The organism is Novosphingobium ginsenosidimutans, assembly GCF_007954425.1.
GTDB lineage: Bacteria > Pseudomonadota > Alphaproteobacteria > Sphingomonadales > Sphingomonadaceae > Novosphingobium > Novosphingobium ginsenosidimutans.
On sequence record NZ_CP042345.1, the window covers coordinates 1,619,767 to 1,644,802 of the forward strand.

At 65.2% G+C, this 25,036-nt stretch carries 25 protein-coding genes; 8 read left to right on the top strand and 17 right to left on the bottom strand.

Annotated features, from left to right (window positions below; genetic code table 11):
- From FRF71_RS08135 to FRF71_RS08175, 9 genes are all read right to left on the bottom strand, one after another.
- Positions 1-2,211, bottom strand: a complete 2,211-nt coding sequence (locus FRF71_RS08135) for a GumC family protein (protein WP_238339147.1) — start codon at positions 2,209-2,211, stop codon at positions 1-3.
- A gap of 32 nt (positions 2,212-2,243) precedes the next feature.
- Complete coding sequence (locus FRF71_RS08140; RefSeq protein WP_147090139.1) at positions 2,244-2,954, bottom strand: polysaccharide biosynthesis/export family protein; 711 nt, start codon at positions 2,952-2,954, stop codon at positions 2,244-2,246.
- Positions 2,951-4,300, bottom strand: coding sequence for an O-antigen ligase family protein (locus tag FRF71_RS08145; protein ID WP_147090140.1), 1,350 nt, complete (start codon positions 4,298-4,300; stop codon positions 2,951-2,953). Before FRF71_RS08145 ends, FRF71_RS08140 begins: the two co-directional genes overlap by 4 nt.
- 83 nt (positions 4,301-4,383) lie before the next feature.
- Complete coding sequence (locus FRF71_RS08150) at positions 4,384-4,815, bottom strand: hypothetical protein (RefSeq protein ID WP_147090141.1); 432 nt, start codon at positions 4,813-4,815, stop codon at positions 4,384-4,386.
- Positions 4,816-4,941: 126 nt separating this feature from the next.
- On the bottom strand, positions 4,942-6,300 hold the full coding sequence (locus tag FRF71_RS08155; protein ID WP_238339148.1) for a sugar transferase: 1,359 nt from the start codon (positions 6,298-6,300) through the stop codon (positions 4,942-4,944).
- A gap of 90 nt (positions 6,301-6,390) precedes the next feature.
- Complete coding sequence (gene holA / locus FRF71_RS08160; protein WP_147090142.1) at positions 6,391-7,422, bottom strand: DNA polymerase III subunit delta; 1,032 nt, start codon at positions 7,420-7,422, stop codon at positions 6,391-6,393.
- The gene (gene lptE / locus FRF71_RS08165) at positions 7,419-7,919 is read right to left on the bottom strand and encodes an LPS assembly lipoprotein LptE (protein WP_147090143.1); all 501 of its coding nucleotides are present in this window, start codon (positions 7,917-7,919) and stop codon (positions 7,419-7,421) included. Before lptE ends, holA begins: the two co-directional genes overlap by 4 nt.
- Complete coding sequence (gene leuS, locus FRF71_RS08170) at positions 7,916-10,462, bottom strand: leucine--tRNA ligase (RefSeq protein ID WP_147090144.1); 2,547 nt, start codon at positions 10,460-10,462, stop codon at positions 7,916-7,918. Before leuS ends, lptE begins: the two co-directional genes overlap by 4 nt.
- 44 nt (positions 10,463-10,506) lie before the next feature.
- Entirely contained in the window at positions 10,507-10,962 is a 456-nt protein-coding gene (locus FRF71_RS08175) for a DUF3576 domain-containing protein (RefSeq protein WP_420359398.1), read from the bottom strand.
- A gap of 262 nt (positions 10,963-11,224) precedes the next feature.
- On the opposite strand from FRF71_RS08175, the gene FRF71_RS08180 reads away from it, so the two are divergent.
- The 3 genes from FRF71_RS08180 (at position 11,225) to FRF71_RS08190 (ending at position 13,608) form a co-directional block, all read left to right on the top strand.
- The gene (locus FRF71_RS08180) at positions 11,225-11,968 is read left to right on the top strand and encodes a hypothetical protein (protein WP_147091585.1); all 744 of its coding nucleotides are present in this window, start codon (positions 11,225-11,227) and stop codon (positions 11,966-11,968) included.
- Between the two features lie 93 nt (positions 11,969-12,061).
- A complete protein-coding gene (phbB, locus tag FRF71_RS08185) occupies positions 12,062-12,784 on the top strand; it encodes an acetoacetyl-CoA reductase (protein WP_147090145.1) in 723 nt (240 codons plus the stop codon).
- A 182-nt stretch (positions 12,785-12,966) separates the two neighbouring features.
- Entirely contained in the window at positions 12,967-13,608 is a 642-nt protein-coding gene (locus FRF71_RS08190; RefSeq protein ID WP_161597913.1) for a PilZ domain-containing protein, read from the top strand.
- Positions 13,609-13,610: 2 nt separating this feature from the next.
- Here the strand turns inward: FRF71_RS08190 and FRF71_RS08195 are convergent, their stop codons facing one another.
- Positions 13,611-14,378 carry a helix-turn-helix domain-containing protein gene (locus FRF71_RS08195; RefSeq protein WP_147090147.1) on the bottom strand — a complete coding sequence of 256 codons (768 nt, stop codon included), beginning with the start codon at positions 14,376-14,378 and terminating at the stop codon, positions 13,611-13,613.
- Positions 14,379-14,462: 84 nt separating this feature from the next.
- On the opposite strand from FRF71_RS08195, the gene FRF71_RS08200 reads away from it, so the two are divergent.
- On the top strand, positions 14,463-14,735 hold the full coding sequence (locus FRF71_RS08200) for a ribbon-helix-helix domain-containing protein (RefSeq protein WP_147090148.1): 273 nt from the start codon (positions 14,463-14,465) through the stop codon (positions 14,733-14,735).
- Here the strand turns inward: FRF71_RS08200 and chrA are convergent.
- The 3 genes from chrA to murA all read right to left on the bottom strand — a co-directional run bounded on the left by chrA (position 14,706) and on the right by murA (position 17,732).
- On the bottom strand, positions 14,706-16,001 hold the full coding sequence (gene chrA, locus FRF71_RS08205) for a chromate efflux transporter (RefSeq protein WP_147090149.1): 1,296 nt from the start codon (positions 15,999-16,001) through the stop codon (positions 14,706-14,708). The two genes, FRF71_RS08200 and chrA, sit on opposite strands and share 30 nt — an antisense overlap.
- Positions 16,002-16,127: 126 nt before the next feature.
- A complete protein-coding gene (locus FRF71_RS08210; RefSeq protein WP_147090150.1) occupies positions 16,128-16,376 on the bottom strand; it encodes a hypothetical protein in 249 nt (82 codons plus the stop codon).
- Between the two features lie 72 nt (positions 16,377-16,448).
- Positions 16,449-17,732, bottom strand: coding sequence for a UDP-N-acetylglucosamine 1-carboxyvinyltransferase (murA, locus tag FRF71_RS08215; RefSeq protein ID WP_147090151.1), 1,284 nt, complete (start codon positions 17,730-17,732; stop codon positions 16,449-16,451).
- A 149-nt stretch (positions 17,733-17,881) separates the two neighbouring features.
- On the opposite strand from murA, the gene galU reads away from it, so the two are divergent.
- Positions 17,882-18,775 (top strand): UTP--glucose-1-phosphate uridylyltransferase GalU, encoded by an 894-nt coding sequence (gene galU, locus FRF71_RS08220; RefSeq protein ID WP_147090152.1) that lies wholly within the window; start codon positions 17,882-17,884, stop codon positions 18,773-18,775.
- Positions 18,776-19,002: 227 nt separating this feature from the next.
- Entirely contained in the window at positions 19,003-19,455 is a 453-nt protein-coding gene (locus FRF71_RS08225; RefSeq protein WP_147090153.1) for a tRNA (cytidine(34)-2'-O)-methyltransferase, read from the top strand.
- A gap of 29 nt (positions 19,456-19,484) precedes the next feature.
- On the opposite strand, the gene FRF71_RS08230 is transcribed toward FRF71_RS08225, so the two are convergent.
- Together FRF71_RS08230 and FRF71_RS08235 are read right to left on the bottom strand one after the other, a co-directional pair.
- Positions 19,485-20,567, bottom strand: coding sequence for a sensor histidine kinase (locus FRF71_RS08230; RefSeq protein WP_147090154.1), 1,083 nt, complete (start codon positions 20,565-20,567; stop codon positions 19,485-19,487).
- Between the two features lie 119 nt (positions 20,568-20,686).
- A complete protein-coding gene (locus FRF71_RS08235; RefSeq protein ID WP_161597914.1) occupies positions 20,687-21,085 on the bottom strand; it encodes a response regulator in 399 nt (132 codons plus the stop codon).
- A gap of 176 nt (positions 21,086-21,261) precedes the next feature.
- Here FRF71_RS08235 and FRF71_RS08240 point away from each other — a divergent pair, with 176 nt between their 5' ends.
- A complete protein-coding gene (locus FRF71_RS08240; RefSeq protein WP_147090156.1) occupies positions 21,262-21,510 on the top strand; it encodes a hypothetical protein in 249 nt (82 codons plus the stop codon).
- A gap of 58 nt (positions 21,511-21,568) precedes the next feature.
- Here FRF71_RS08240 and FRF71_RS08245 read toward each other — a convergent pair whose 3' ends face one another.
- Both FRF71_RS08245 and FRF71_RS08250 read right to left on the bottom strand, forming a co-directional pair.
- The gene (locus FRF71_RS08245; protein ID WP_161597915.1) at positions 21,569-22,402 is read right to left on the bottom strand and encodes an alpha/beta hydrolase; all 834 of its coding nucleotides are present in this window, start codon (positions 22,400-22,402) and stop codon (positions 21,569-21,571) included.
- Positions 22,403-22,419: 17 nt separating this feature from the next.
- Complete coding sequence (locus FRF71_RS08250) at positions 22,420-24,255, bottom strand: DUF885 domain-containing protein (protein WP_147090158.1); 1,836 nt, start codon at positions 24,253-24,255, stop codon at positions 22,420-22,422.
- Positions 24,256-24,397: 142 nt separating this feature from the next.
- Here FRF71_RS08250 and FRF71_RS08255 point away from each other — a divergent pair, with 142 nt between their 5' ends.
- Positions 24,398-24,943, top strand: coding sequence for a pseudouridine synthase (locus FRF71_RS08255; protein ID WP_147090159.1), 546 nt, complete (start codon positions 24,398-24,400; stop codon positions 24,941-24,943).
- Positions 24,944-25,036 lie beyond the last annotated feature (93 nt).

The following is a 25,036-nucleotide window of genomic DNA, read 5'->3' on the forward strand; positions in this document are numbered from 1 at the left end:
CTAATCGGGCTCCCGGTTGCTTTGTTCGTAGGTGTAATACTGATAGCCGTAGTATTCGGAGTAGCGGTTGCCCGAGCGGGTCGGATCGAACTTGGTCAGGACCGCACCAAGCAGGATCGGCCGCATCGCTCGCAGGCGGCGCAGTGCAGTTTTCAGCGAACCACGGCGGCCGCGTTCGCTTTCGACCACGAAGATCACCCCGTCGGCCAGCGCCGAAAGTGCCGGGGCATCGGCCAGGCCCAGGATCGGCGGGCTGTCGATCACCACCACGTCATGGCTGCGGGCCAGTTCCTGTATGAGGTGTTCCATCCGCGGCGAAGAGACCAGCTCGGTTGGGCTGGGCGGGATCGGGCCCGAAGCGATTACGAACAGGTTCTCCTGCGGCGTGGCGAGGATTGCGCTTTCGACCGGATCGCCCGAGGTTAGCAGGTCGGTCAGGCCGCGGTTGTTTGGCAGGCCAAAGCGGCGGTGGATCGAAGGGCGCCGCAAGTCGGCATCGATCAGCGCGACCTTGCGCCCCATCCGCGCAAGGCTGGCGGCGATTGCGAAGCTGGTCGTGGTCTTGCCCTCGGCCGACTGGGCCGAAGTGACCAACATGACCTGCGGCAGGCCGACCGAGGTCGAATAGAGCAGAGCAGCCCGCAGCGAGTTGTATGCTTCGGAAATGGGCGACTTTGGATCGCCCATCTCGCTGTCAGGATCGCGCCCTGTGGCCTTTGGCACCACGCCCAGCAAAGGCAAACGCAGCTTTGCTTCGATGTCTTCCGGCACCCTGATCGCGTCGTCGAGCTGATCCTTGACGAACAGCGTGAGCGCGGCGAGGCCAACGCCAACCAGCAGCGCCAGCAGCATGTTCTTGAACATGTTGGGCGAGGTCGGGGCGGAGGGCTGCTCGGCAGTGTCGATGATGGAGACATTGCTCGACGAGATTCCAGCGGTAGCGTTAAGCTCGTTGTACCGCTTCAGCAGCCCGTCATAGAGTGTGCGGTTGGTATCAGCTTCGCGCTTCAGCAGGCCATACTGCACGGTCTTGTCCTGCTCACGCAGGGTTTCACCCTTGAGGCTTTCAAGCTTGGCCATAAGCGCCTGTTCGGTTCCCTGCGCAGCCAGCATCTCTGCCCGAATCGAATTGCGCACCGATTGGGCGGCCGATTGCAACTCCGCATCAAGCCGGGCAAGCTGGGCGCGTTTTTCGCGCACAGTCGGATAGTCCTCCAGGTGCTTGGACAGTTCGCGCTGCAGCTCGGCCTGGGTCGTTGCCCGATCGGTCATCAGGCCCGAGACAGTCGCATTGCCCAGCACTTCGCGGCTGGACAGAAGGGGGACCGATGAGATCGCCCGCCAGCGCCCTTCGGCCGCAACCCGCTCAGCCGTGGCCTGGTTGGCGGCCTGATTGAGCTGCAACAGGCTTGCTGCGGTAACCGATCCGCCCGCTGCTGCCTCACCCGTTTCGCCCGCAGCGTCGCCGGTCCGGATCAACCCGGTGCTGCGTGAATAGTCATTGAGATCGCGTTCGGCCTGTTCAACGCGCTGCTTGGCTTCGGCCAGCTGGTTGGACACGAATTCACGGGCATAAGATGAACTGTCAAACTTGCGCTGCAGATTGGACTGGATGAATTCGGTGGCGAAGGCATTGGCGATTTCGGCAGACATGCCCGGGTCGGCACTTTCGAACGAGATCGTAACGATCCGCGAATCGCGCGGCAGATTGACCTTCAGGTTGCCCAGCAGCAGGCCCACCACCTGGTTGCGCATCGCCTCTGGGCTGGCTCCGGCACCTGGCGATTTCGATTCCATTGCGGTGTAGAATTCCGGACGGCCCTGGAGCTTGAGCTTCAGTGCCACCCGCTGGGCCAGGCCGCGGCTGCGCAGAATGTCGGTCTGCGTCTTCAGGAAGCGGTCAACGTCGTAGAAGTTCGATTCCTGAGCGGTCTGGTCATCGTTCTCGCCGATCACGCGATCGCTGCTGTCGTTGATCTGGATCGTCGTGTTGGCGGTATAACGCGGCGTATCGAGCAGCGTCGCCACCAGCGCAGCTCCCAGCACGACAGTGATGATCGCGCTGATCAGCAGCAGGTTGCTGCGGATTGCGGCGGCGATGTAGCGCAGGTCAAACGTCCCGCGCGTCATCGCCTGGAAGACTTCCGGCTCGTCGTGCAAGTCGACGGAATTGGTCGGCTGGATATCGCGCAAGATCGGTTGATCGTTCATGCCAGGATCGGGGCTCCGCCGGGGCTGCGCATTCAGCGGACCAGGTAAAAGAGGTTTAGCAGCGGCGCAGTCTCGCGCACATCGCGCCAGAAGCCCTTGGAACCCGAATAGCCAACCACGACCGTGTCACCGCCAATGATCTGCGGATCGTCGGCTCGGCCGCTGCGGATCTGGTCGATGTCAAAGCGCGCCCCCATGCGCCGTCCATTGACCATGCGGAACACCATCACTTCGCTGTTCTTGGCAACGCGATTGGGACTGCCGGCCTGGGCGATCGCCGCAAGCAGGGTAGTGGTGGCATCGGCTTCGTAGACGCCGGGATCCGCAACCTGTCCCTCGACAGCAAAGCGGGCCCGGGCACGCTCGGTGATGCTGACGGAAACCTGTGGGTCACGGATGAAGCGGGTACCCAGCCGCCGAGCGATCTCGGCCCGCAATTCTTCCGGGCTGACGCCAGCGGCAATAACCTGCCCGATCAGCGGAAACTGCACAAAGCCGGTGCTGTCGACGATATAGTCGGTGCGCGAAAGCTCGCTTTCACCAAACACGCTGATGGCCAGCTTGTCGCCCGTGCGGATCCGCTGGGCAACCAGTTCATCCATCGCCTTGACCGGGATGATATCATAGGCCGCTGCCCCGGATGGTAGAGGATTGTCACGCCCTGCTGCCGGCACCGCCACAGCGCCCAGCGCCGTGACGACGCACAGCGCCATGGACAGATCGCACAGGCGCCTGCGTATCATGACCTCAGGTTTCCCGACCTTGCAGGCGGCACCAGCACGAAAGCTGCCGCTACCCCGACCAAGCTTGCCAATGCCATGGAACGGAACGGATAATCAACAAGCGAATGAAGACTTACAACAGTTAACGTGCCAGCGCTGAACGCGGCCTGAGCTCGCGCCGCCCCGCCTGCTGCGCGCAGCGCGCGTGCCAGGGCCAGCGCTACCAGCGCGGCCGCTGCGGCCCAGGCGAGTGCCAGTGGCAGTCCGCCTTCGAGCAGCAGCTCAAGATATTCGCTGTGAGCGCGGTTGGGCAGAACCGGGCCAATTGCCTCCAGCCGTTCAGCCGGGCCGATCACGCGGGTAAAGGTTCCAACACCGCTGCCGATCGGCCAGTACTGTTCGATCGCGAACAGCGTATCCCGCCAGATATCGGGGCGATATTCGCCGTTGAAGCCAAAGCGCAGCAGCACCTGCTGGACCGGACGGGTCTGCCAGGCCGCAGCGGCCAGGCCCATGCCGATAGCCCCGGCAAGGGCGAGGTTGCGGAGCCGGAATAGCGAGGTCTGGCTGGACAGCTCTGCGCGCACCAGGAACAGGCACCAGGCCAATGCGAACGGGATCAGGGCAATGCCAGTACGCGAGCCGGTGAGAAAAGCGCCCAGCAGCAGCACAAGCGCCAGCGCGCCCACCGTCGCCAGCATGGCACGGCTCCGTCCGGCTTGCTCGTACCAGGCGCCGATCAACGCCGTCAGGCCGATCAGCAGAACATCGACCTGGGCATTGCGATTGGCCTGGAACCCGCCCAGCACGCCGGGATCGCTGCCGACATAGAACGCCAGGGCTCCCTTGCCGGCTGAGGCCAGCTGCGCAGCGCCAACCGCGACGGACAGCAAGGCAAACCCGGCAATGGCCTTGAGCAGCAACTGCCGGCCGTCGCTGGAAAGGCTTGCGGCCATGGCCAGGGCTAGCAGGGGTGGCAGCAAGGCCAGCAGACCATCGAGCGTCCGCTGCGGCGCGACCGAGAGCGGCCACCACGATTGTTCCGCCCCGACCAGCGCCAGACTTTCGCGGAGCAGGTCCCGGCCAGGCAAAGCCTGCCAGAGCGCCGGGGGAAGCGGGATCAGCTGCAGGGCCGGAACGATTGCGACCAGACCGATGACCCACCACAGTGGCGTGCTGTCCCGCAAATGGTCCGGTCCGCGCAAGGCGACCCAGCAGATCAGCGCCACGGCCGCGAGGAGCTGGCACGCAAGTTCCATCAGCGGCGCCGGAGTGCCGCCGCCGCCAAGGGTCAGCTGCGCCAGAACATAGACGAAAGCCAGCCAGGTTAGCGCCCGGTCATGGCTGAACGCGCCGGAGTGGTTCATCGCCCGACCGCGCACCACGACAAAAGGGCCCCAGCCATGCGGCCAGGGCCCTTTGGATCAAGTGGATTGAGACGCAGCGCCACTCAACCGTTGCTAGCGGTCCCGAGACCGGCGGCCAGGCCGCCCGCGCCAGTTGCGCCAAGAATAGCCGGCAAGATGCTGCCTGCAGGACCGAATCCGGCGCCCTTGGCCGCTTCGCCTGCTGCCGGAGCGCTCGAACATTCTCGATCTCGCAAGAGGTTTGTGACGGTATCCTCGGCCGCGCCATTGTTCTCGGCCGGACCCGTGGTCACCACGCAGACGCAGCTGCCATCCGCAAGCTGGTCGCGTACGATGTCTGCAGTGCCCGGCGCACCGGTTCGGACAACCTTCACCGAGCATTGGCCGGCCTGGCTGGCACCTTCGGCCAGGGCGAGAACCGGAAGCGCATCAGCCGAGCGCAGACCAGCGGTCGCGGCGACACCTGCGGTGGCCAGGGCAGCGGCTGCCAGTGTACCGAAGATGTAACCCGCCACCGTAAACTCCGTCCCGGCATCTAGAGAGCGCGCGTATCATAGGGAGAATTTCTTAGTAAAGCGGAAAAGTCTCGGAATCTCGGTGGATTGGACGCATTTGTTAACCGTGATGCTGCTTTGCAACAATCAATAGGCCCGTTCATGCACGACCACCTGCAGGGTGCGCAGGATGATCACTACATCGCGCCACAGGGTCCAGCCCGCCTGGTATTCCAGATCGGCCTGCAGGCGCTGCGATAGATCGGATTCCTCGCGGGTTTCACCCCGAAAGCCCCGGACCTGTGCCAGTCCGCTCATGCCCGGCTTGAGCGCGTGGCGCTGCCAGTAGCGGTCATCGACTTCCCAGAACAGCTTGTCGCCAGCCTGCGAGGCAAGGGCGTGCGGACGGGGTCCGACCAGGCTCATTTCGCCTTTCACCACGTTAAGCAATTGCGGCAATTCGTCGATCGAAGTGCGGCGCAGCCAGTGGCCGATCCGCGTGACCCGGTCATCGTCGCGGCTGGCCGAGCGGGCGCCTGCCTGGTCGGTTTGGGCCACCTTCATGGTGCGGAACTTGTAGATGTCGAAGAACCGGTTGTTGCGGCCGACCCGCCTTTGCCGGAACAGCGCCGGCCCGCCGTCTTCGAGCCGGATGGCAAGGGCAACCAGCAGCATTGGTCCGGCCAGCACCAGCAGCAGCGGCAAGGTTATGGCCAAGTCGAACCCACGCTTAAGCAGCCGCGAGCGCAGGCCGAGCGGACCCGCCGCGACCACCAGCGTGCCGACCCCTTCGCTCCGGCTGGTACCCAGGATACCCAGATCGATCACCTCGGTATCGACGATCTCGCCGCGCATGTGCCCGCCTTTCAGCACCATCGCCCACAGGCGGCGGCGTTCAGGCGGACAGGTTACGATCACCCGGTCCATCGGCCCGATTAGCTTGGCCAGGCGGTCGAGACCGTGCGGATCGTCGAGTTGCGGCGGCAGACCCAGGGCACGCGCATCCACCCGGTGGCACTTGGTCAGGTCAACTGGCGGCCCGCCATCGTCGATCACCAGCAGGTTGATCGCCCGCGCGCCAACCCAGCTCCGCACCAGTGGCTCGAGATTGTAGCGTGCCCAGATCATCAGGAATAAGGCGGCAAAGCACCCCAGGCCATAGCCGAAGCGCGAGAGATTGAGGCTGCTGCGCGCCAGGAACAGCGCCAGCAGCACCAGCAGGCTGGCCAGCAGCAATGCAGATGAAGCCCGCTGCACCCCGAATTCCGGCGCGATCAGCGATTGGACGCTATAAGTCCGATTGAGCAGCGCGACGGTCCAGTACAGCGGTAAGGCCAATTGCGCCGATCCCCAGACGGTGTCATCCGTCGGGCTGCCAAGGTAGAGCCAGGTCGAGAGGGCGAAGCCGGCCAGCAGCATGGCACCGTCCAGCAGCAGCTGAATGGCATAGATCCGCAGCCTCGTCCGCTCCAGCGATGGTGGAACGGTAAACGATTGCGCCGTCATGTCATCAATTGGTCCGATCAAATCGGAGCGGTGCGACCCCTCCAAGCGAAACTATGAGTTCCCTAGCAGGATCAGTTGCTTGGCCAAGGGCTATTTGCGGGGCGCAGCCACGCGCGCGATCTCGGTCAGGCCCTGGGCCAGCAGGAGTTCGGCCTGCTGGCTGTTGGTTAGCAGGGCACGGTGCAGCCCGACCAGCTTATCGACCAGCCGGGTGAGGCGGGGGCCGCGCCATTTCTGGAGCTGGCGCAAGATATCGCTCTTGTCCTTGAAGAAGATCCGGCGGGCCGCGGTCTCGGCCTCGACAAAACGTTCGATGTCGCCGCTGCGCCCCAGCTTGGCGGCCAGTTGCGCCAATTGCGCTGCACGCCGCTCAACCGCTAGCAGCAGCCCGACCGGGTTCAGCCCCAGTTCGCGCATTCGCCGTAACTCACCCGGCAGCCGCTGGACCTCGCCCGAGAGAACGGCATTGACCAGTGGCATCAGCCCGTCGTCCTCGGTCCGCGCCCCGATCGCGTCCAGCGTCGCAGCATCGGCAGTACGCGGCGCAAGCGGCGTGGCATCAAGGTAAAGAGCGATCTTGTTGACCTCGCTCGCGGCGATCCGGGTGTCGAGTGCAGCGGCCCGGGCGATCCGTTCGGACAGATCGCCGCTCAGGTTCAGCCCGGCAGCCCCGGCCATGTCGCGGACGGCGTTGCTGACGCTGCGCAGGTCGGGCGGGTAAAACATCGCGACCAGGGCATCGGGTCTACCTGCCAGCAACTTGGCGGTGCGGGACTTGTCGGTCGCGCTCGTCGCCATGACGATTACCGGACAGGGCTCGCTCTCGCCCTGCAGCATGGTTTCGATCGCGTCATGGGCCTCGTCGCCGCTGGCGCGGACCAGGATGTGGCGATTGCCGCCGAATAGGGAGTTGGACCGGGCCTCGTCGCCCAGGCGTACCGGGTCCTTGCGCAGGTCCGAACCGGCAAGTTCGATCCGCTCACCCGGATCGGGCAGCGCGGCAATCAGGAACTGGGCCGCATCCTGGATACCGGCGTCGTCCTGCCCGCACAGGAAGAACACCCGGGCTTCGCGCACCGCGCGCGGGGCAATCGACTTGAAATCCTTCTGGGTGGCCTTCACTGAGCGCCCGCTTGGCCTTCGCGCAATTGCAGCGCCAGGCGCGCGACGATCTTGTCCGCGACTACCTTGGCGAGGTTTTCAAGCGCGGTCTGTTCTGCGGCAATCGTCGCATATTCGGAACTTACCACGTCGATCCCCGCATCCGACCCGGCAGTGGCGTCCAGTACGATCGCGCCGCTGGCGGTATCGACCAGCTGGTAGCGTGCGCGCAGGGTGCGCCGTTCGCGGCCGATGGTATCGTCGGACAGCAGGCCGAGACCTTCAAGCTTGTCATCAAGCCGCACGTCGAGCCGGTAGCGCGGAGTTACCCGGCCAGCCGCCCCGAGCCGGTCAACCAGTGCGTTGCGGACCAGCCAGCCGGCCTTGCCCTCGATCGCGGGAACCTCGACTGCCGCCAGCCCCTGCGCCACCTGTCCGCTCGCCCCGCCGGCATACATCGGCTGCAATCCGCAAGCAGACAGCAACAGCGCCCCGGCGAGGATGCAAAAATGCTTCATGCGACGAGATTGACCAGCCGGTCGGGCACCACGATCACCTTCTTCACTGCCTTGCCATCGAGTGCACGCTGCACCTTGTCGCTGGCCAGCGCAAGCGCCTCCAGCTCCTCGCGCGGCAGGCCCTTGGCGACGGTGATCGTATCGCGCAGCTTGCCCAGCACCTGGATCGCGATGGTCACTTCGTCCTCGACCAGCAGGGCCGGATCGACCGCTGGCCAGGCGGCATCGGCGACCAGGCCTTCCCCGCCAATCGCGGCCCAGGCTTCCTCGGCCAGGTGCGGCATCATCGGCGAAACCAGCAGCAACAGCGTGCGGATCGCAGCCGAGCGGCTGGCGCTGGGCGCGGCCTTTTCGGTCGCCCCGGTCAGCTCGTAGATCCGCGCCACGGCCTTGTTGAAGCCGAGTGCCGCGATGTCCTGTGTTGCGGCATGAACAGTCTGATGGGCCTTGCGATCTAGCGCCTTGTCCTCGCCGGTTGCAGCGGCATCGTACTGGCCGAACAGGCGCCACAGCCGCTGGACGAAGCGCGCGCAGCCCTCAATCCCGGCTTCGGACCAGGGCAGGTCGCGCTCCGGCGGGCTGTCGGAGAGCATGAACCAGCGCACCGCGTCGGCACCGTACTGCGCAATGATGTCGTCCGGATCGACGACATTCTTCTTGCTCTTCGACATCTTGATGACGCGGCCGATCTCGACTGGCTGGCCATCAGCCTTGAGCGTGGCGTTCTCGCCGCCGCGCTCGACCTCGGCCGGGCTGAAGTAGACCGGCTGGCCATTGGCGGGATCGATCCGCGAATAGGTCTCGTGCGTCACCATGCCTTGCGTGAACAGGCTGGCAAAGGGCTCCTTCACGTCGATCAGGCCAATGTGATTGAGCGCGCGGGTCCAGAAGCGGGCGTAAAGCAGGTGGAGGATCGCATGCTCGATCCCGCCGATGTACTGCTCGACTGGTAGCCACTGCTTGATCACTTCCGGATCGAACGGCTTGTCGCCCGGCTGGCTGGCAAAGCGCAGGAAGTACCACGAGGAGTCGACAAAGGTATCGAGCGTATCGGTCTCGCGCTCGGCCGGCTTGCCGCACTTGGGGCAGGGGGTGTGCTTCCAGGTCGGATGGCGCAGCAGCGGGTTGCCGGGCACCTCGAAGCTAACATCCTCGGGCAACGTAACCGGCAGCTGGTCCTTGGGTACCGGCACGACGCCGCAATCGCCGCAATGGATGAACGGGATCGGCGTTCCCCAATAGCGCTGGCGCGATACGCCCCAGTCGCGCAGGCGGTACTGCGTTTCGCCCTGGCCCCAGCCTTCGTGCGCGGCCTTGGCGATGATCGCGGCCTTGGCCTCATCGATGGTCATGCCGTCGAGCCATTCGGAATTCACGATCCGGCCCGGACCTGTGTAGGCCTCGTCGCCGTCGAACTCGGCGTCGGTCTGGTCGCCATCGCTGACCACGCGGGTTACCGGCAGCTCATACTTGCGGGCAAAGTCCAGGTCGCGCTGGTCATGCGCGGGGCAGCCGAAGACCGCGCCGGTGCCATAGTCCATCAGCACAAAGTTCGCGACATAGACCGGCAGGTGCCATGACTTCTTGAGCGGATGCTCGACCGAATAGCCGGTGAAGAAGCCCTTCTTCTCGGCCGTCTCCAGCTCAGCTGCAGTGGTCCCGCCCTGCTTGCATTCGGCAATGAACGCCGCCAGCTCGGGCGAGGTGGCTGCGATCGCTTGCGCAAACGGATGGTCCGCCGCGATCGCGACGAAGCTCGCCCCGAACATCGTGTCGGGCCGGGTGGTATAGACTTCGATGCCGTCCGGACTGTCGACAAAGCGGAAGGTACAGCGCAGGCCCTGGCTCTTGCCGATCCAGTTCTCCTGCATCAGCCTGACCTTTTCCGGCCAGTCCTGGAGCTCGCCCAGACCGGACAGCAGATCATCGGCAAACTGCGTGATCTTGAGGAACCACTGGTTGAGCTTGCGCTTTTCGACCAGCGCGCCGCTGCGCCAGCCGCGTCCGTCGATCACCTGTTCGTTGGCGAGCACGGTCATGTCGACCGGGTCCCAGTTGACCGCCGATTCCTTGCGGTAGACCAGGCCAGCGGCATAGAGATCAAGGAACAGCGCCTGTTCCTGGCCGTAGTAGTCCGGCTCGCAGGTCGCCAGTTCGCGGCTCCAGTCGAGCGCAAAGCCCAGGCGCTTCAACTGGGCCTTCATGTTGGCGATATTGTCGCGGGTCCAGCCGCCGGGGTGGACGCCCTTTTCCATGGCCGCATTCTCGGCCGGCATGCCGAAGGCATCCCAGCCCATCGGGTGGAGCACTTCGAAGCCCTGCATCCGCTTGGTCCGGGCCAGCACGTCACCCATCGTGTAATTGCGTACGTGGCCAATGTGGATCCGGCCCGACGGGTAGGGGAACATCTCCAGCACGAAGGAGCGCGGCTTGTTGCTCGCATCGTCGGCGCGGAAGGTCTGGCGTTCGTCCCACGCTTGCTGCCAGCGCGAATCGGCGCGCGCCGCATCGAAGCGGCCGGAATCTTGGTTCTGGGTAGTCATGTCCTGCCCTCTAGCCGCTGGGCGCGGCTTGTCGAGGGGGTGGCTTACTCGGCAACCGCACCGCGGCGCAGGTCGCGGGCCTTGGTCAGGATGATGTCTTCCAGCTTTTGCACCGTGGCAGCCTGGACCGGAGCATCGACCCAGACCCCATTCTGGGCGACCTGGCGGCTGGCGGCAACGCGCAGCGCATCGGCGCGCAGGTCTTGATCAAGGATGGTCACGGTGACCTTCATCCGCTCACCGGCGTTGTTCGGGTTGGCATACCAGTCGGTCACGATCACGCCGCCGTTGCTGTCGGTCTGGACCAGCGGCATGAAGCTGAGCGCATCGAGGCTGGCGCGCCACAGGTAGCTGTTGACCCCGATCGTGGTAATCTTCGAGGCAGCGAGATCGGCCTTCGGGCGGTCCTTGCCGCCGCAGCTGACCAGCGCGAGCGCCGCCATGGCGACGAGGCCAGTGCGGCCGATCCGGAAGAGGGTGCTGTGGCCGGAAGTCATCATGGTCAAGCTACGATCCTGTCTTGGCGGCGAGGGTTGGCCCCCGCACGAAACCTGCGCAGCCTCTATAGCCAAGGCGGCCAAGGCGGCAAGTGCGCATTGGCCGCCGTTGCCGTGAACCCCCGCTGAATGCACAGCTGTCCGTCCGGTTAAGCTGCAATTCACCCCCGCGGCACCAGATAGTGCTTGGATTCGGGGGCCATCCGCGCGAACATCGCCGAGTCTCCCCGAAAAGAACGGAAACGCGCAGGACATGACCGTGGCAATGACAACCGGCAGCAAGGGCAAAGCGCGCAACAGCGCCGCTTCCGCGCTGCTGCTTGCTGCGGCGGTGGCAGTCCTGGCGCTGCCCAGCGCCGTGCTGGCCCTGTCGGTGGGAATCGGCCCGCGCCTGACTGCCAAGACGGAAGCGGCTGCCGACAATGGCTTCCAGCCGGCCCGGGTTGACCCTCGTCTGGCCCGCTCGATCTCAGTCCGCGCTTTGGGTGCTGGGCAGACCTTCCGCTTTACCCCCGGCGCCGCACCTAACCGGCTGGACCGCTCGGTCACGGTGGCAGTCCGGGTCGACAGCAGCACATCCCGCCCGGTCCGCGCCGCGCTCGCCGCGAGCGACAACGGCGGCTTCGGTATTGCTCCGACTGCTTACAGCCTCGGCGTTTCGCGCGGCTACAAGGGCTTTGCCCAGAACAGCACGGCAGTGTCCGAACTCCGCAAGGTCGAGATGCCCGATCTCGCCAGCTTCAAGCCCTCGCCAGGCGCCCGCGAAGATGCCTCGCGCTTCGCCCCGCGGATCGCGCTGGATGGCCGTGAACCGGCAGGCCGCTCGCCGCGCACGCTTCAGGGCCAGACCGAGGAGGTGGTCGATCTGGGCGGGTCCTATCGCCTCACCCGCAACCTCAACGTCACCGCAGGCGTGCGCAGCACCTCTGACCGCGATCGGCTTGCGCCGCTGAGCGATGGCCGCAAGGACAACCAGGCGGTCTACGTCGGCACCCAGTTCAAGTTCTGAACGCGGCATACGAATAGCTATTCGCCAGCCTTGCCTGCCCGCTTGGGCTTGCTAGACCTGCCGCTACGGAATCCAATAGCGGGAGAAGCTCTGATGGCACGAGTGGCAGTAGTTACCGGCGGCACGCGCGGGATTGGCGAAGCGATCTGCCAGCGGCTCAAGCGCCAGGGGCACCAGGTCATCGCCAACTATGCCGGCAACGAGGAAAAGGCCCAGGCCTTCACCGCGGCGACCGGCATCCCGGCCTATCGCTGGGACGTTGGTGACCATGAGGCGACGCTTGAAGGCTGTGCGCGGGTCGAGGCTGACTTTGGCCCGATCGATATCGTCATCAACAATGCCGGGATCACCCGCGATGGCACGCTGCACCGGATGACCTTTGAGGACTGGAACGAGGTCCTGCGGATCAACCTGGGCGGCTGCTTCAACATGGCCAAGGCAACCTTTCCCGGCATGCGCGAGCGCGGCTGGGGCCGGATCGTCAACATCGGTTCGATCAATGGCCAGGCTGGGCAGTACGGCCAGGTCAATTATGCTGCGGCCAAGTCCGGCATTCACGGCTTTACCAAGGCGCTGGCCCAGGAAGGCGCCAAGTTCGGCGTTACCGTCAACGCTATCGCCCCTGGCTATATCGATACCGACATGGTGGCTGCCGTCCCCGCGCCGGTGCTGGAAAAGATCGTTGCCAAGATCCCCGTCGGGCGGCTGGGCATGGCCGAGGAAATTGCCCGCGGCGTCGCCTTCCTGACCAGCGACAACGGCGGCTTCGTGACCGGCTCAACCATGTCGATCAATGGCGGCCAGCATATGTACTGAGCGCCGGTACTGTCTAACGATTTCCAAAGAGCGGCAATCACGCCCGCTGATTGCTGGCATCCAGGAAAGGCAATTCTGGCCACGTGGGTCCGTCCCCTGAGGTCCGGTTTAACGCTTGGTTAGCCACGCGCGGTTAGCTTTCGTTTTCCATGATCCGCCGGACGCGACGAACGAGCAGAGCCATGCCGAACCAAGCACCATCCGATCCCGCCGAGCTGCGCGCTGCGCCGCGCTCTTCGCTGATGCTGCGCACCGCCAAGGTGGTATGCCAGAGCGGCGAGTATCCATGCCTGGTCCGCGATGTGTCGGCCGGCGGTGTCGGTCTGCGCTTCTTTCACGATGTCCCGCCCGAGACGCGCATCTTCCTCCAGCTTGCTAACGGCGCGGTTTACCCGATCGAGCGCGCCTGGGTCAGGGATTATGAGGCCGGCTACCGCGCGGCGAACGAAATCGACGTCGACGAATTCATCGCCGAGCCAAGCCCGCATAACCACCGTGCCATCCGCTTCAGGCTGGAGCGCCCGGTGCTGGTCACCATCGATGGGCGTGACTGCCGTGCCCGCCTGCTCGATGTGTCGCGCACCGGCGCAAAGCTGCGGGCCGACCGCGAATGGCCGCAGGGCGCCTTCGTCCGAGTTGAGTTCATCGGTTTCCCGGTGCGCTATGGCCATGTGCTGTGGCGCAAGGGTGTGGAACACGGCATCGTCTTCCAGGACACGATGTCGCTGGCCGATCTGGCCCGCCATCTCCTGGCGGTCCAGCCCTACCCCGATGACCCGCCCGAAGCGCAGGGTACCAAGGGCTGGGCTGTCCGCGCGGCCTGACCTTAGTTGACGGTGATCCCCGTCATTTTCCAGGTGCCATCTTCCCAAGCCATATGCAGCGTTTCGACCGCGCGGCCTTTCTTGCTGTATTTCGCGTTGAAGGACACGATCCAATAGCCGTTCGGCGGCGCCGGCCGGAAGTCCACCGTTGCCAGCTCGCGTGACTGGATAGTGCCCATTTCGCTGCGAACCTTGTTCGATGCGTCCGCCCACCAGTCGGCGGTATTGAGCAGCTTGAACGACTTGTGGGCTGTTTGCCAACTAGCAGTCCAGTCGCCGCGATCGACCAGTGCCAGGAATTGCTGCGCGGCCTCGACCGCTGCCTGCTCGCTGGCTGGCGTGGCGGAAACGGAGGCGGCCGCAGTAAGCGGCGCAGTGCTTGTCTGGCCGCCTCCGGACAGGGCGGACAGGGCAAGAAGGGCAAGCGTTGCAGTCATGATCGAACCTCCGATGATCCAGCCAGTGCGGCGGAGTATGCCGCGACTTTGGGCTGGCTGAGGTGACATCTGCTGCGTGTTGACCGGCGGGGCATCCCCCAAAGCCTTGTCCCCAAGCAATTCGGGGGTCTGCGCCTCCGCCTCACGCAGCAGGCGTGCGGCTTCGCGGCTGGACGAGGTGTCCATCTTGCGCCGCGCATCGCGCAGCCGCTCGTTGACCGTGTGGACCGAAAGACCCAGGTGCCGCGCCATCGATTTGGCGTCGTAACCCTGCACCAACAGGCGCAGCGTTTCCTTCTCCTTAGCGGTTAAGGACAGGTGGCGCTGGATCATGGCCTGGATGTAGGGGGCGGTCCGAGCAGCGACCACCCCAAATTTTTCGTAGGTTCCCGGGCGCGCCTCGCGCTAGATCGCGCCATGACCACCTTGTTCCATCCACCCATCAAGCGCTCGATCGAGATCGCCGGGCACAAAACTTCGATCAGCCTCGAACCATTGTTCTGGGAACTGCTCAAGCAAGCCGCCGCCGCCGAAGGCCTGCCGATCAGCGCGCTGGTGGCGCGGATCGATAGCGAGCGGATCGTCGCGCCGACTCCGCCGGGACTGGCGGGGGCGGTGCGGGTCTGGCTGATTGCCTGGCTCGCTTCAAAGCTGAGTCCCTCAAATCTGGGCGAGGAACAGCCCGCCTAGGGCCGCGCTGCCCAGCACCGGCAGCACACCCCACTTCAGCCGAAACAGCAGGACTGCGCAGAGCACTGTCAGCAGGCCCGCGCGCCAATCGAGGCTGCTCCAGACCGGCAGGCCAGCGGCATAGGTTCGAAACAGCACATGGCCGCCGAACCACAGGGCGAGACTACCGATCACGCCGACGACCGAGGCCGTGACAGCCGCCAGCGCGCCCTTTAGCCGGACCGCGCGTTCCATCCGCTCGATCCAGGGAGCGAAAGCAAAGATCCACAGGAAACAGGGGGCAAAGGTCACCCAGGTTGTCAGTGCCGCGCCAAGGATTCCTGCGACCAGCGGCGTAAACGGATCAGACGCGCGGAAGGCGGCAAGGTAGCCGACGAACTGCGTCACCAGGATCAGCGGCCCCGGTGTCGTTTCAGCAAGGCCCAGGCCGTCGGCCATCTCGCCGGGGCGTAGCCAGCCAAAACCGTTGACCGCCTCCTGCGCCATATAGGCCAGCACCGCATAGGCCCCCCCAAAGGTCACCACCGCAAGCTGCGAAAAGAAGCTGCCGATCTGCCACAACACGTGGTCGCGGCCGAGCAGAGTCAGCACCAGCACCATCGGCAGGGCCCAGATCGTGCCCCAGACCAGCACCGACTTGAGCGAGGCCAACCAGGGGCGCGGCGGCAGCGGCATGGCATCTCCGGCTGGCTTCAGCGCCAGCAGGTCCGGCCGCAGCGCGGCGACGACAAAGCCGATCAGCCCCGCGCCGAGGACCACCACAGGAAAGGGCAAGGCGAACAGCGCCAGTGCCAGGAATGCCGCAAACGCCAGCCCTTGCTTGAGGCGCGTATCAAGTGCCCGTCCGGCGATCCGCAGCAGCGCCTGGACCACCAGCGCGAGGACCGCTGCCTTGATCCCCAGGAAGAGCGCGGCAAACCAGCTGAGATTGGCTGCCGCAGCATAGAGGATCGACAGCGCCAGGATCACCAGCGCGCCGGGGATTACGAACAGCAGCCCCGCCGCCAGCCCGCCGCGCCAGCCGTGCAGCTTCCAGCCGATCCAGGTGGCAAGCTGCTGGGCCTCGGGTCCTGGCAGGAAGTGGCAGAAATTGAGCGCGTGGAGGTATTGGTCTTCGCTGATCCAGCCGCGCTCTTCCACCACTTCGCGGTGCATCAGCGCGATCTGGCCGGCCGGACCGCCAAAGCTGAGGCAGCCGATCCGGGCGAAAGTCGTGACGAGTTCTTGGAAAGTCGGGGTCGATCGCGCGGTCACGCCTTGCTCCATGCCTAACGCATCGCCGAAGGGCGAGGCAATTCAGGCAACGCTTGGGCGGTGTGGCGCCTGACCGGGAGGTTGCGTGGCCCCGATGCCGCAGGAAATGCTACGGCAGCGGGGCACGGTCAAGAGGTCTTAGGTAAACTTGCCGGCGGCTGGCGGGTCGCTGGCCGGAAAGCTTTCGTCGCTGGCCTGATCGACCTCGTCCCACTTCTTGGGATCGCTGGCCATGGCCTCGGGACCCGCATTGCGGACCGGGGCGAAGCCATCCGTGGCCTCGCCTGCGGCAAAAGCAACCGGGGTTGTTGCGGTTTCGGCCTGGCGGGTGGCGTAGCGGTACAGACCGTAGCCAACGGCACCGGCGAAGGCGAGTTTGAGCAGCATTGCTTGGGCTCCTTTGCGCAAAAGTATGCCCCAGCCTAAGGGATCAGGTGCCGCCTGGTTCCGGCGATCGGCTCAGTCTCCGCCGACCCGTTCGATTGCCGCGCCGACTAGCGCCAACTTCTCTTCCAGCCGCTCGTAACCCCGGTCGAGATGGTAGAGCCGGTGGACCTGCGTTTCGCCCTCTGCAGCCAGACCGGCGATCACCAGGCTCATCGAGGCCCGCAGATCGGTGGCCATGACTTCGGCCCCGGTCAGCTTCTTGACCCCGTGGACCACGGCGGTGCGGCCCTTGGTCTCGATATGCGCGCCCATGCGGTTGAGTTCGGGCACGTGCATGTAGCGATTCTCGAAAATCGTCTCGGTCAGGACCGAGCTGCCTTCGGCCAGGCACAGCATGGCCATCAGCTGGGCCTGCATGTCGGTGGCAAAGCCCGGATAAGGGGCGGTTGAAAGCGTCACGGCCTTCATCGGGCCGTCGCACCACACCTTGATGCCATCGCTATGCGGCTCAACGCCAACCCCGGCGTCGCGCAGTGCCTGGAGCGTTGCATCCATTTCGTCAGCGACGGCGTGCTTCAGGAACACCTCGCCCCCGGTGATCGCTGCGGCGCAGGCATAGGAGCCGGCCTCGATCCGGTCGCTCATCACGCGGTAGGTCGCGCCGTGGAGCCGGGGCACGCCGTGGATGGTGAGGTCGCTGGTGCCGATCCCTTCGATCTGCGCGCCCATCGCCACCAGCAGCTTGCACAGGTCGACAATTTCCGGCTCGCGCGCGGCGTTGTGCAGCACGGTCTTGCCGGTGCAGAGCACGGCGGCCATCACCGCATTCTCGGTCGCGCCGACCGAGACCACCGGGAACGCATAGCGCCCGCCGGGCAGGCCGCCATCAGGGGCGATGGCCCGGACGTAGCCCGCCGCCAGCTCGATCGTCGCGCCCATCGCTTCAAGCGCCTTGAGGTGGAGGTCGATCGGGCGGTTGCCGATCGCGCAGCCGCCGGGGAGCGATACGGTCGCCTCGCCCATCCTCGCCAGCATCGGGCCGAGCACCAGGATCGAGGCGCGCATCTTGCGGACCAGCTCATAGGGCGCGATCGAGGAGGTGATCCGCGGCGCTTCCAGCGTCATCACCCGGCCGAAATCCTCGGGCCGGCTGCCGGCGATGGTGGTCGAAATGCCGAACTGGTTTAGCAGGTGCTGGAACCCGTCAATATCCGCCAGGCGTGGCAGATTGCGCAGCGTCAGCGGCTCGTCCGTCAGCAGCGCGCAGGGCAGCAGCGTCAGCGCAGAGTTCTTGGCGCCCGAGATCGGGATGGTGCCTGACAGGCGCTTGCCGCCCTGGATGATGATCTTGTCCATGGCCGCCTGATTTAGCGGGATTGCGGGAACCGGCAAGCGCTGTGCAATGCTATGCACACCTAGGGCACAAACGGGGGCACAATCCGGTTGCCAAGCCCGGGCTGCCGGCCTTAACCCCGCTGCAACAACAGGATGGTAAACGCGCCGCCATGAGCAATGCTTCGCTTCGCAAGCCGATCAAGAAAGCTGTCTTTCCTGTGGCCGGCCTCGGCACCCGGTTTCTGCCGGCGACCAAGGCGATCCCGAAGGAAATGCTGCCGATCATCGACCGCCCGCTGATCCAGTACGCGGTCGACGAGGCGCGCGAAGCGGGGATCGAGCAGCTGATCTTTGTGACCGGCCGCGGCAAGACCGCGATCGTCGAACATTTCGACATGGCGTTCGAGCTGGAAACGACCATGGCCGATCGCCACAAGTCGCTCGAAGTGCTGGAGCCGACCCGGATCCAGCCAGGCAACCTTGTCACCGTGCGCCAGCAGGTGCCGCAGGGCCTGGGCCACGCGATCTGGTGCGCCCGCGCGATTGTCGGCGATGAACCCTTCGCGATATTCCTGCCGGACGAACTGATGATCGCCAACCCGGGCGGGGCAGGCTGCATGAAACAGATGGTCGCGGCCTATAACGAGCACGGCGGCAACCTGATCTCGGTGCTCGAAGTGCCGGAAGAGGACGTCTCGTCCTACGGCGTGATCGCGCCGGGGGCGAAGATCAGCGACCAGGTGACCGAGGTGACCGGCCTAGTCGAAAAGCCGAAGCGTGAGGATGCGCCCAGCAACCTGATCATCTCGGGCCGCTATATCCTCCAGCCCGAAGTGATGCGCGTGCTCGAGGGGCAAGAGGCCGGGGCCGGCGGTGAAATCCAGCTGACCGATGCCATGGCCCGGATGATCGGCCAGCAGCCGTTCCATGCTGTGACTTTCGCCGGCCGCCGGTTCGACTGCGGCAGCAAGATCGGCTTCCTCGAGGCGACGCTGGCGCTGGCGCTGGAGCGCCAGGACCTGGGCGAAGAAGTGCGCGCCATGGCGAAACGGCTGCTGGGCTGAATTTTCGCCCCACTGATTTCAAACGATTTTCCCGAGTTAGTTGATAAAACACGTCCGCACTGCGGTATAGGCAGCAGCGCACAAAAGCCGCCGCACCTCCGCCGCGCCGGCATGGACAAGAACCGACGATTAGAAAGAGCCGACCGGAGTGTGACGGCATTGGCGCGTGTAGGAAAACGCTTTTGCGCGCCCTTGCGCTCCGGCTTCAGCCTTGCCAGTCAGCCGCGATGCGGATTGCCCTGTTCGAACCTGAAATTGCCGGCAACGTCGGCGCGGTGATGCGGCTGTGCGCCTGCCTGGGTGCCAGCGTTGACTTGATCGAGCCGCTGGGCTTCGCCTGGGATGACCGCCGCGTGCGCCGCGCGGCGATGGACTATATCGATCACGTCGCGGTCACCCGCCACGCCAGCTTCGCCGCGTTCCTGGCCACGCTGGGGCAGAGCCGCCTGGTCCTCTTCACCACCAAGACCGACCAGAACGCTTACGCCTTCCCCTACCGGGCCGATGACGTGCTGCTGTTCGGCAAGGAAAGCGCCGGTGTCACCGCCGAAGTCCTCGCCGCCGCCGATGCGCGGGTGCGCCTGCCGATGCGGGCCGAGGTTCGCTCGCTCAATCTGGCAACTTCGGCCGCCTTAGCTTTGGGGGAGGCGTTAAGGCAGACAGGTGGGCTGCCGGGGTAGGGTGGATCTGCTTGCCACCCTTCGAAAACCTATTGGCTTTCGGCAGGCGCTGAACCGGTAAAAGCACCAAGGTGCGAAACCGTGACCATGGTGCCGGGGCCGTTGTCGGTCACTGCCACGATCGCATCGAGTTGCCCGGCAAGCGCGTTGACGATGCCGGTGCCGAGGCCGACCTTTGCCTCGGCATGGCTGCCCGGCAAGCCGCAGCCATTATCGCCGACGGTAAGCGCCCAGCCTGACGGACTGGCGGCAAAGTCCACCTTGATATGGCACCGCTTCTGTTCTGCATCGGAGAAGGCGTGCTTGAGCGAATTGATCACGAGCTCGGTGACGATCAGGCCCACGCTGACCGACTGATCAGGGCTCATCACGCTGCCGTCCGCAACGACGTCCAATGAAAGACGCTCCGGATCGGCAATCATTGAAGCCCCGATGCTGGCGCACAGATCGGAAAGGTAAGGTTTCAGCGCGACATCGCCGGTTGCGGTCGAGGCGAGCAGACGTTGCAGCGTGGCGATCGACATCACCCGGTGGTGGGCTTCGCGCAGGTGGGCGCGGGCCTCTTCCGATTGCACCCCTTCGACGCGTTGCATCAGGATGCTGGCAATAATCTGCAAGCTGTTGGCGACGCGGTGGTTCAGCTCTTGCAGCAGGATCTGCTTTTCACCGGCCAGGACATCGTTCCTCAGGGCCTGGTCCCGCGCAGCATTCTGGGCAGTGCGCAAGGCGGTGTGGTCCAGGATCGCAAGGACGAGCCGCAAGGCATCGTTTTCAAGGTGATCCAGGGCATGGGCGGCCAGCACCAGGATGCGATCGGGCTTGCCCTTGCGCTTCAGTTCAAACTCGTAGGCTTCGATTGCGGCCTGGCCGCGGGCGGTTGCCTCAAGCAGGGTGCGGAGCTGCGGCTTGTCCCATTCGCCGTTGCCCAACGCGAACAGCGAAGTTCCGACAACGGCATCGACTGGCAGATCGAAGGTCCGGCAAAAGGTCTCGCTTGCGGCTCTGATCACGAGTTGCTCATCAAGCAGCAGCAGCGGAGTAGCTGACGATAAAACCAGCGCCATGCCAAGGCTGCTGGAGTTTTCAGGATCAAAATGCGTAAATAATTCCATGGCCGAAGCCTTCGGAGACCGGAGGCTCGCACTGCGAAAGCCATACCCGGTTGTCTGTCGCGTCATCCGTGACTCGAAGAACGCTATTGATATAGCACCTTTGGATCGAACCCCCCCATTCAATCGGTGGGTGGACCATCCTGCGCCTGCTGGGGGGCGGCTTCGATCAGCAAGCTGGCAATCGCGGTCATCAATTGCGCTTCGGCATAGGGCTTTTGCAGGATCAGACTGTTGGGAACGCCTTCGGCGGTCCAGCTGGCTACGCTTTCGCCACTGACATAGAGCACGGCGAGCGCGGGATATCTCTGCCGGGCATGGTGCGCAACGGCCCAGCCATCCGGACCGTCACCCAGGTTGATATCCGAGATCAGGCCCTGAAGCTCCGCTGACTCGTCGATCAGGATCATTGCCGCAGCGCCGCTGTTGCACTCGGCCACGGTGTAGCCGCCGCCCTTCAGCGTTGCCACCAAAGCCATGCGGATCAGCGCATCGTCTTCAACGACGAGGATTGGTGACACCGCGGACATGGTAGTTGGTTTCTCCCTGGGAATGGCAAACCCACGAACGGCGGCTTTGTTGCATGGCCGTGCGAAGCCGGAACAATCGTTTGCGGGATCAGTTTGCAGATCGTCCCCGGCGCTTCGCGGACCTTGCAGAGCCCAAGCCGCGCTCACCCAATGTCGAGGAAGAGTTCATGAAATTCGTCAATCTAGCCGCGCTTGCAGCGGTGACCGTGCTGGCCGGTTGCGCAACCTTTCAATCCAAGCCGGTGGTATCGCAGGCCGACGCCGGCGGCGTGACCTACCGGATCAAGGGTGAGCAACTCGATGACACCGTCACCCTGGCGCGCGATCACTGCGCCACTTTTGGCCGAACGGCCTTCCAGGACAGCATAAGCCGCGGATCGGGCGATAGCCGGATCGTGCGATACCTTTGCAGCTAATCGCTGCTTGGGCCTGACTTCCGCACCTGCCGCGAAGTCACCCGCTGCCGCCGGCGTATCAAGGCATAGCCAAGGCCGGTGCCAGCGCCCCAAGCGCGGCCCTCAGCGCCCCATGCTCCCGGTACAGCTCGGTTAGAATCGAGAAGTGATCGGCGTCCGGCACGGTCAGCTGATCGGCCGCGTTGCCGGCCGCTGCCCAGGCTTTGGCCATCTGCGCTGTCTGGTCGCGGAAGGCCTGGGTTTCCAGCGCGCCGACGGCAAACAGGGTGCGCGGCGCGCCGGGGGCGACGCGGTGGATCGGCGATGCCGCGCGGGCGGCCGCGGCCTCTAGCCCGAGCTTGGCGTTAACCGTGGTGTCGAGCAGCGGCGCCAGATCGAACACTCCGCTGATCGAGAGGATCCCGGCAATCGGACCGATTCCAGCAGGCGGAGACATGGCAAGCTCCACGGCAATCTGTGCGCCGGCGGAGTGGCCGACCAGGATCAGCGGAGCATGGTCAGTCAAAGCCGCCAATGCCGGCAGCGCAGCCGCGGCCGCCGCAACGATATCCATCACCGCCAGTTCGGGGCTGAGCGGATAGTTGATCACCGCCACATCAAAACCGTCTGCCGCAAGCGGCGGGGCCAGGAAGCGGAAGCCGCTTTTATCGCGCGATTGCCAGTAGCCGGCGTGAAGATAGGCCACCACCCCGCGGCACGTCCCCGCAGCGCGGAACAGGTCCAGCGTCTGGCGCGGATGCGGGCCATAAGGCAGGTCGAGCGCCGGCTCTCCCGCCCGCACCGCCGCCGCATTCGCCTCGGCAAAGGCTTCGAACAGCGCCGCGTGCGACGGCCGGAGCTGCCCGTCGATATAGTCGAACTGGTTAGCGGTGGTGGCTTCTGCCTGGGTCACGCAGCGGGCCCTGTTCCTTAGCTTGCCCGCGCCGCGATCCACTCGTCGACCCGGCGTTCGAGGATCGAGAGCGGCTGCGAGCCGGAGGCAATCAGCAGGTCGTGGAAGGCCTTCACATCGAACTTGGCGCCCAGCTTCGTTTCGGCGCGCTGGCGCAGTTCCATGATCTTGAGCATGCCGATCTTGTAGCCAGTCGCCTGCCCCGGCAGGGTCAGGTAGCGGCGCACTTCCGAGCGCGAGCGCTCAATCGGCTGGCGGCCCGTGGTGTTCATGTAGGTAACCGCCTGCTCCTCGGTCCAGCCCTTCGCATGGAGCCCGGTATCGACCACCAGCCGCGCGGCGCGGAACAGTTCGGCGTCGAGCCGGAAGAAGTCCGCGGCAATATCCGGGAAGGCGCCCATTTCCTTGCAGACCGCCTCGGCATAGAGGCCCCAGCCTTCACCGAAGGCGACATAGCCGGTGACCGAGCGGAACTTCGGCCCGCCCTGCTGGCGCACCTGGATATCGCCCTGGGTATTATGGCCGGGCACCGCCTCGTGACACATCAGGGTATAGAGCGCCGCCGGATCGGGGCGCGTGCCGACCAGGTGGACGTAGGTCCGCGCCGGGCGCTTGCCATCGGGGCTGGGCTGGCTGGCATGGGCCGCGCCGCCCGGCACTTCGGAAAAGGCCGGTTCGCGCACCACCTCGATCCCGTAGGCCGGGAGCATGCCGAAATAGCCGGGCAGGAGCGTGCGGGTCTTGGCGACGAACTCGTTTGCGGTCTTGAGGTATTCGGCGCGGGTCTCATCGGTGAAGGGCTGCGGCGGGTAGAGCCGCTTGCGCTCCTGGTAGAAGGCCTCGCGGTCCTTGAACCCGGCTTGGCGGGCCAGGGCATCCTGCTCGGCCTCGATCCGGGCCACTTCCTTCAGGCCGATCTGGTGGATCTGATCCGCCGTCAGGTCGGTGGTGGTGACCAGCTTCAGCTCGTTGGCGTAATAGGCCAGGCCGCCCGGCAGGGTCAGCGCGCCGACCTTGCCGCTGGGGGCGGTCGGCAGGCTGGCCTTGGCCCAGGCGATGATCCGGCCATAGGCGGGCTTCAGCGCAACGATTGCGTCTTTGGCTGCGGCCAGGTGCTGATCAGCTTCGGCCTGGGTCAGCTTGCCATTGGCAACCAGCGCGGCAGTCTTGGCCTTTACGTCGGCCCACAGCGCCGCGTCCGGGCCGGGGCCATAGGGTGCGCCACTGGTCAATTGTTCGCTGCTGGAGATGATCGTTTCGATCTGGAACTTGGGCGGGCGGATCCCGGCCTTTTCGCTCGCCTTGGTGCGGGCCAGGGCCAGGTCGAGCACCGCCGGCATGCCGTTCAGCCGGGCGATGTAGTTCTTGAGGTCGACGACATCGCCGACCGTGTGGGTGTTGATCAGGAAGTCCGGTAGCTGGCTGTGCGCCGAATAGAGCCGCGAATAGAACGGCGGGCGATAGATGCGGTTCTGGTTGGCGAGCGCGGCGCGATCCGCCTCCAGCGCCCAGATGTCATAGTTCACCTGGCCTTCGGGGGAGAGCTCGGCCCGGTTGAACCGCGCCTTCATCCGCGCGACGCTGGCCTTGCGCCAGGCAACCTGGGCATCGGCGGCCTGGTCGCTGATGTCGTTCCACTTGTCGCCGCCGTCCTTGATCCCCAGGCGGGTGGCGAGCTGCGGCTGCGTTTTCACATAGGCGGCGAATTCGGCGTCGAGGAAATCGGTCAGCCGCGCGTCAGCATTGGCCGTGGGCGAAAGCGGCGGCAGGGGCGCGGCGGTCTGGGCAGAGAGACCCGTCGCAGCAAACAGGGCGATCGTGGCGGCCGCAAGGCCGGCGGAAAACTTGGTCATGTCGGTTCTGTCCCTCATGTGCGACGGGCGTTACATGGAGCGTCGCTCCGTTCCAGTGAAGCCGGTATTGAGGCTAGCTGCCATCCTCGCTCCTGCCAATCGCCCTTCCGCTTCGACCAATGGCGATCTAAGCCGGTCGGCGATGACGCTGATCGCCTTCAACAAGCCCATGAACGTGCTTTCGCAGTTCACCGATGCCGGGACAGCGGGTTCGCCGCGGGCGACGCTGTCGGACTATATCGACGTGCCGGGCGTCTATCCGGCCGGGCGGCTTGACCGGGACAGCGAGGGCCTGCTGCTGCTGACCGACGATGGCCGGCTGCAGGCGCGGATTGCCGATCCCCGGTTCAAGCTGCCCAAGACCTACCTGGTGCAAGTGGAAGGCACGATTGGCGCGGAGGCGCTGGCGGCGCTGCGCAAAGGCGTGCGGCTCAACGATGGCATGACTAGTCCGGCTGAGGCCGAGGCGATCGAGGCGCCGCAGCTCTGGCCGCGCGATCCGCCGGTGCGCTTCCGCAAGACCGTGCCGGACGCGTGGCTGCGCCTGACGATCAGCGAAGGCCGCAACCGCCAGGTCCGGCGGATGACCGCGGCGGTCGGGCTCCCCACGCTGCGGCTGGTGCGCTGGGCGATCGGCGACTGGTCACTGGACGGGCTGGCGCCGGGCGAATGGCGCACGGTCGATTGATCCCGGGCCTGCGCAAATCTTTCACACCTTGGTCCTAACAGGACAGGGCCGCCCGGCGACCGGCCCTTCTTCCTTCGCCTGACCAAAGGAATG

Excerpts from the sequence above, each read along its gene's own strand:
- FRF71_RS08140 (WP_147090139.1), bottom strand. The coding sequence starts at position 2,954 with ATGATACGCAGGCGCCTGTGCGATCTGTCCATGGCGCTGTGCGTCGTC.
- FRF71_RS08210 (WP_147090150.1), bottom strand. The coding sequence starts at position 16,376 with ATGCTGCTCAAACTCGCCTTCGCCGGTGCCGTTGGCTACGGTCTGTAC.
- FRF71_RS08155 (WP_238339148.1), bottom strand. The coding sequence starts at position 6,300 with ATGACGGCGCAATCGTTTACCGTTCCACCATCGCTGGAGCGGACGAGG.
- lptE (WP_147090143.1), bottom strand. The coding sequence starts at position 7,919 with ATGAAGCATTTTTGCATCCTCGCCGGGGCGCTGTTGCTGTCTGCTTGC.
- FRF71_RS08145 (WP_147090140.1), bottom strand. The coding sequence starts at position 4,300 with ATGAACCACTCCGGCGCGTTCAGCCATGACCGGGCGCTAACCTGGCTG.
- phbB (WP_147090145.1), top strand. The coding sequence starts at position 12,062 with ATGGCACGAGTGGCAGTAGTTACCGGCGGCACGCGCGGGATTGGCGAA.
- murA (WP_147090151.1), bottom strand. The coding sequence starts at position 17,732 with ATGGACAAGATCATCATCCAGGGCGGCAAGCGCCTGTCAGGCACCATC.
- galU (WP_147090152.1), top strand. The coding sequence starts at position 17,882 with ATGAGCAATGCTTCGCTTCGCAAGCCGATCAAGAAAGCTGTCTTTCCT.
- FRF71_RS08190 (WP_161597913.1), top strand. The coding sequence starts at position 12,967 with ATGCCGAACCAAGCACCATCCGATCCCGCCGAGCTGCGCGCTGCGCCG.
- FRF71_RS08200 (WP_147090148.1), top strand. The coding sequence starts at position 14,463 with ATGACCACCTTGTTCCATCCACCCATCAAGCGCTCGATCGAGATCGCC.
- FRF71_RS08135 (WP_238339147.1), bottom strand. The coding sequence starts at position 2,211 with ATGAACGATCAACCGATCTTGCGCGATATCCAGCCGACCAATTCCGTC.
- leuS (WP_147090144.1), bottom strand. The coding sequence starts at position 10,462 with ATGACTACCCAGAACCAAGATTCCGGCCGCTTCGATGCGGCGCGCGCC.
- FRF71_RS08225 (WP_147090153.1), top strand. The coding sequence starts at position 19,003 with ATGCGGATTGCCCTGTTCGAACCTGAAATTGCCGGCAACGTCGGCGCG.
- FRF71_RS08195 (WP_147090147.1), bottom strand. The coding sequence starts at position 14,378 with ATGATCCAGCGCCACCTGTCCTTAACCGCTAAGGAGAAGGAAACGCTG.
- FRF71_RS08175 (WP_420359398.1), bottom strand. The coding sequence starts at position 10,962 with ATGATGACTTCCGGCCACAGCACCCTCTTCCGGATCGGCCGCACTGGC.
- FRF71_RS08180 (WP_147091585.1), top strand. The coding sequence starts at position 11,225 with ATGACAACCGGCAGCAAGGGCAAAGCGCGCAACAGCGCCGCTTCCGCG.
- FRF71_RS08255 (WP_147090159.1), top strand. The coding sequence starts at position 24,398 with ATGACGCTGATCGCCTTCAACAAGCCCATGAACGTGCTTTCGCAGTTC.
- chrA (WP_147090149.1), bottom strand. The coding sequence starts at position 16,001 with ATGGAGCAAGGCGTGACCGCGCGATCGACCCCGACTTTCCAAGAACTC.
- FRF71_RS08250 (WP_147090158.1), bottom strand. The coding sequence starts at position 24,255 with ATGACCAAGTTTTCCGCCGGCCTTGCGGCCGCCACGATCGCCCTGTTT.
- FRF71_RS08240 (WP_147090156.1), top strand. The coding sequence starts at position 21,262 with ATGAAATTCGTCAATCTAGCCGCGCTTGCAGCGGTGACCGTGCTGGCC.
- FRF71_RS08230 (WP_147090154.1), bottom strand. The coding sequence starts at position 20,567 with ATGGAATTATTTACGCATTTTGATCCTGAAAACTCCAGCAGCCTTGGC.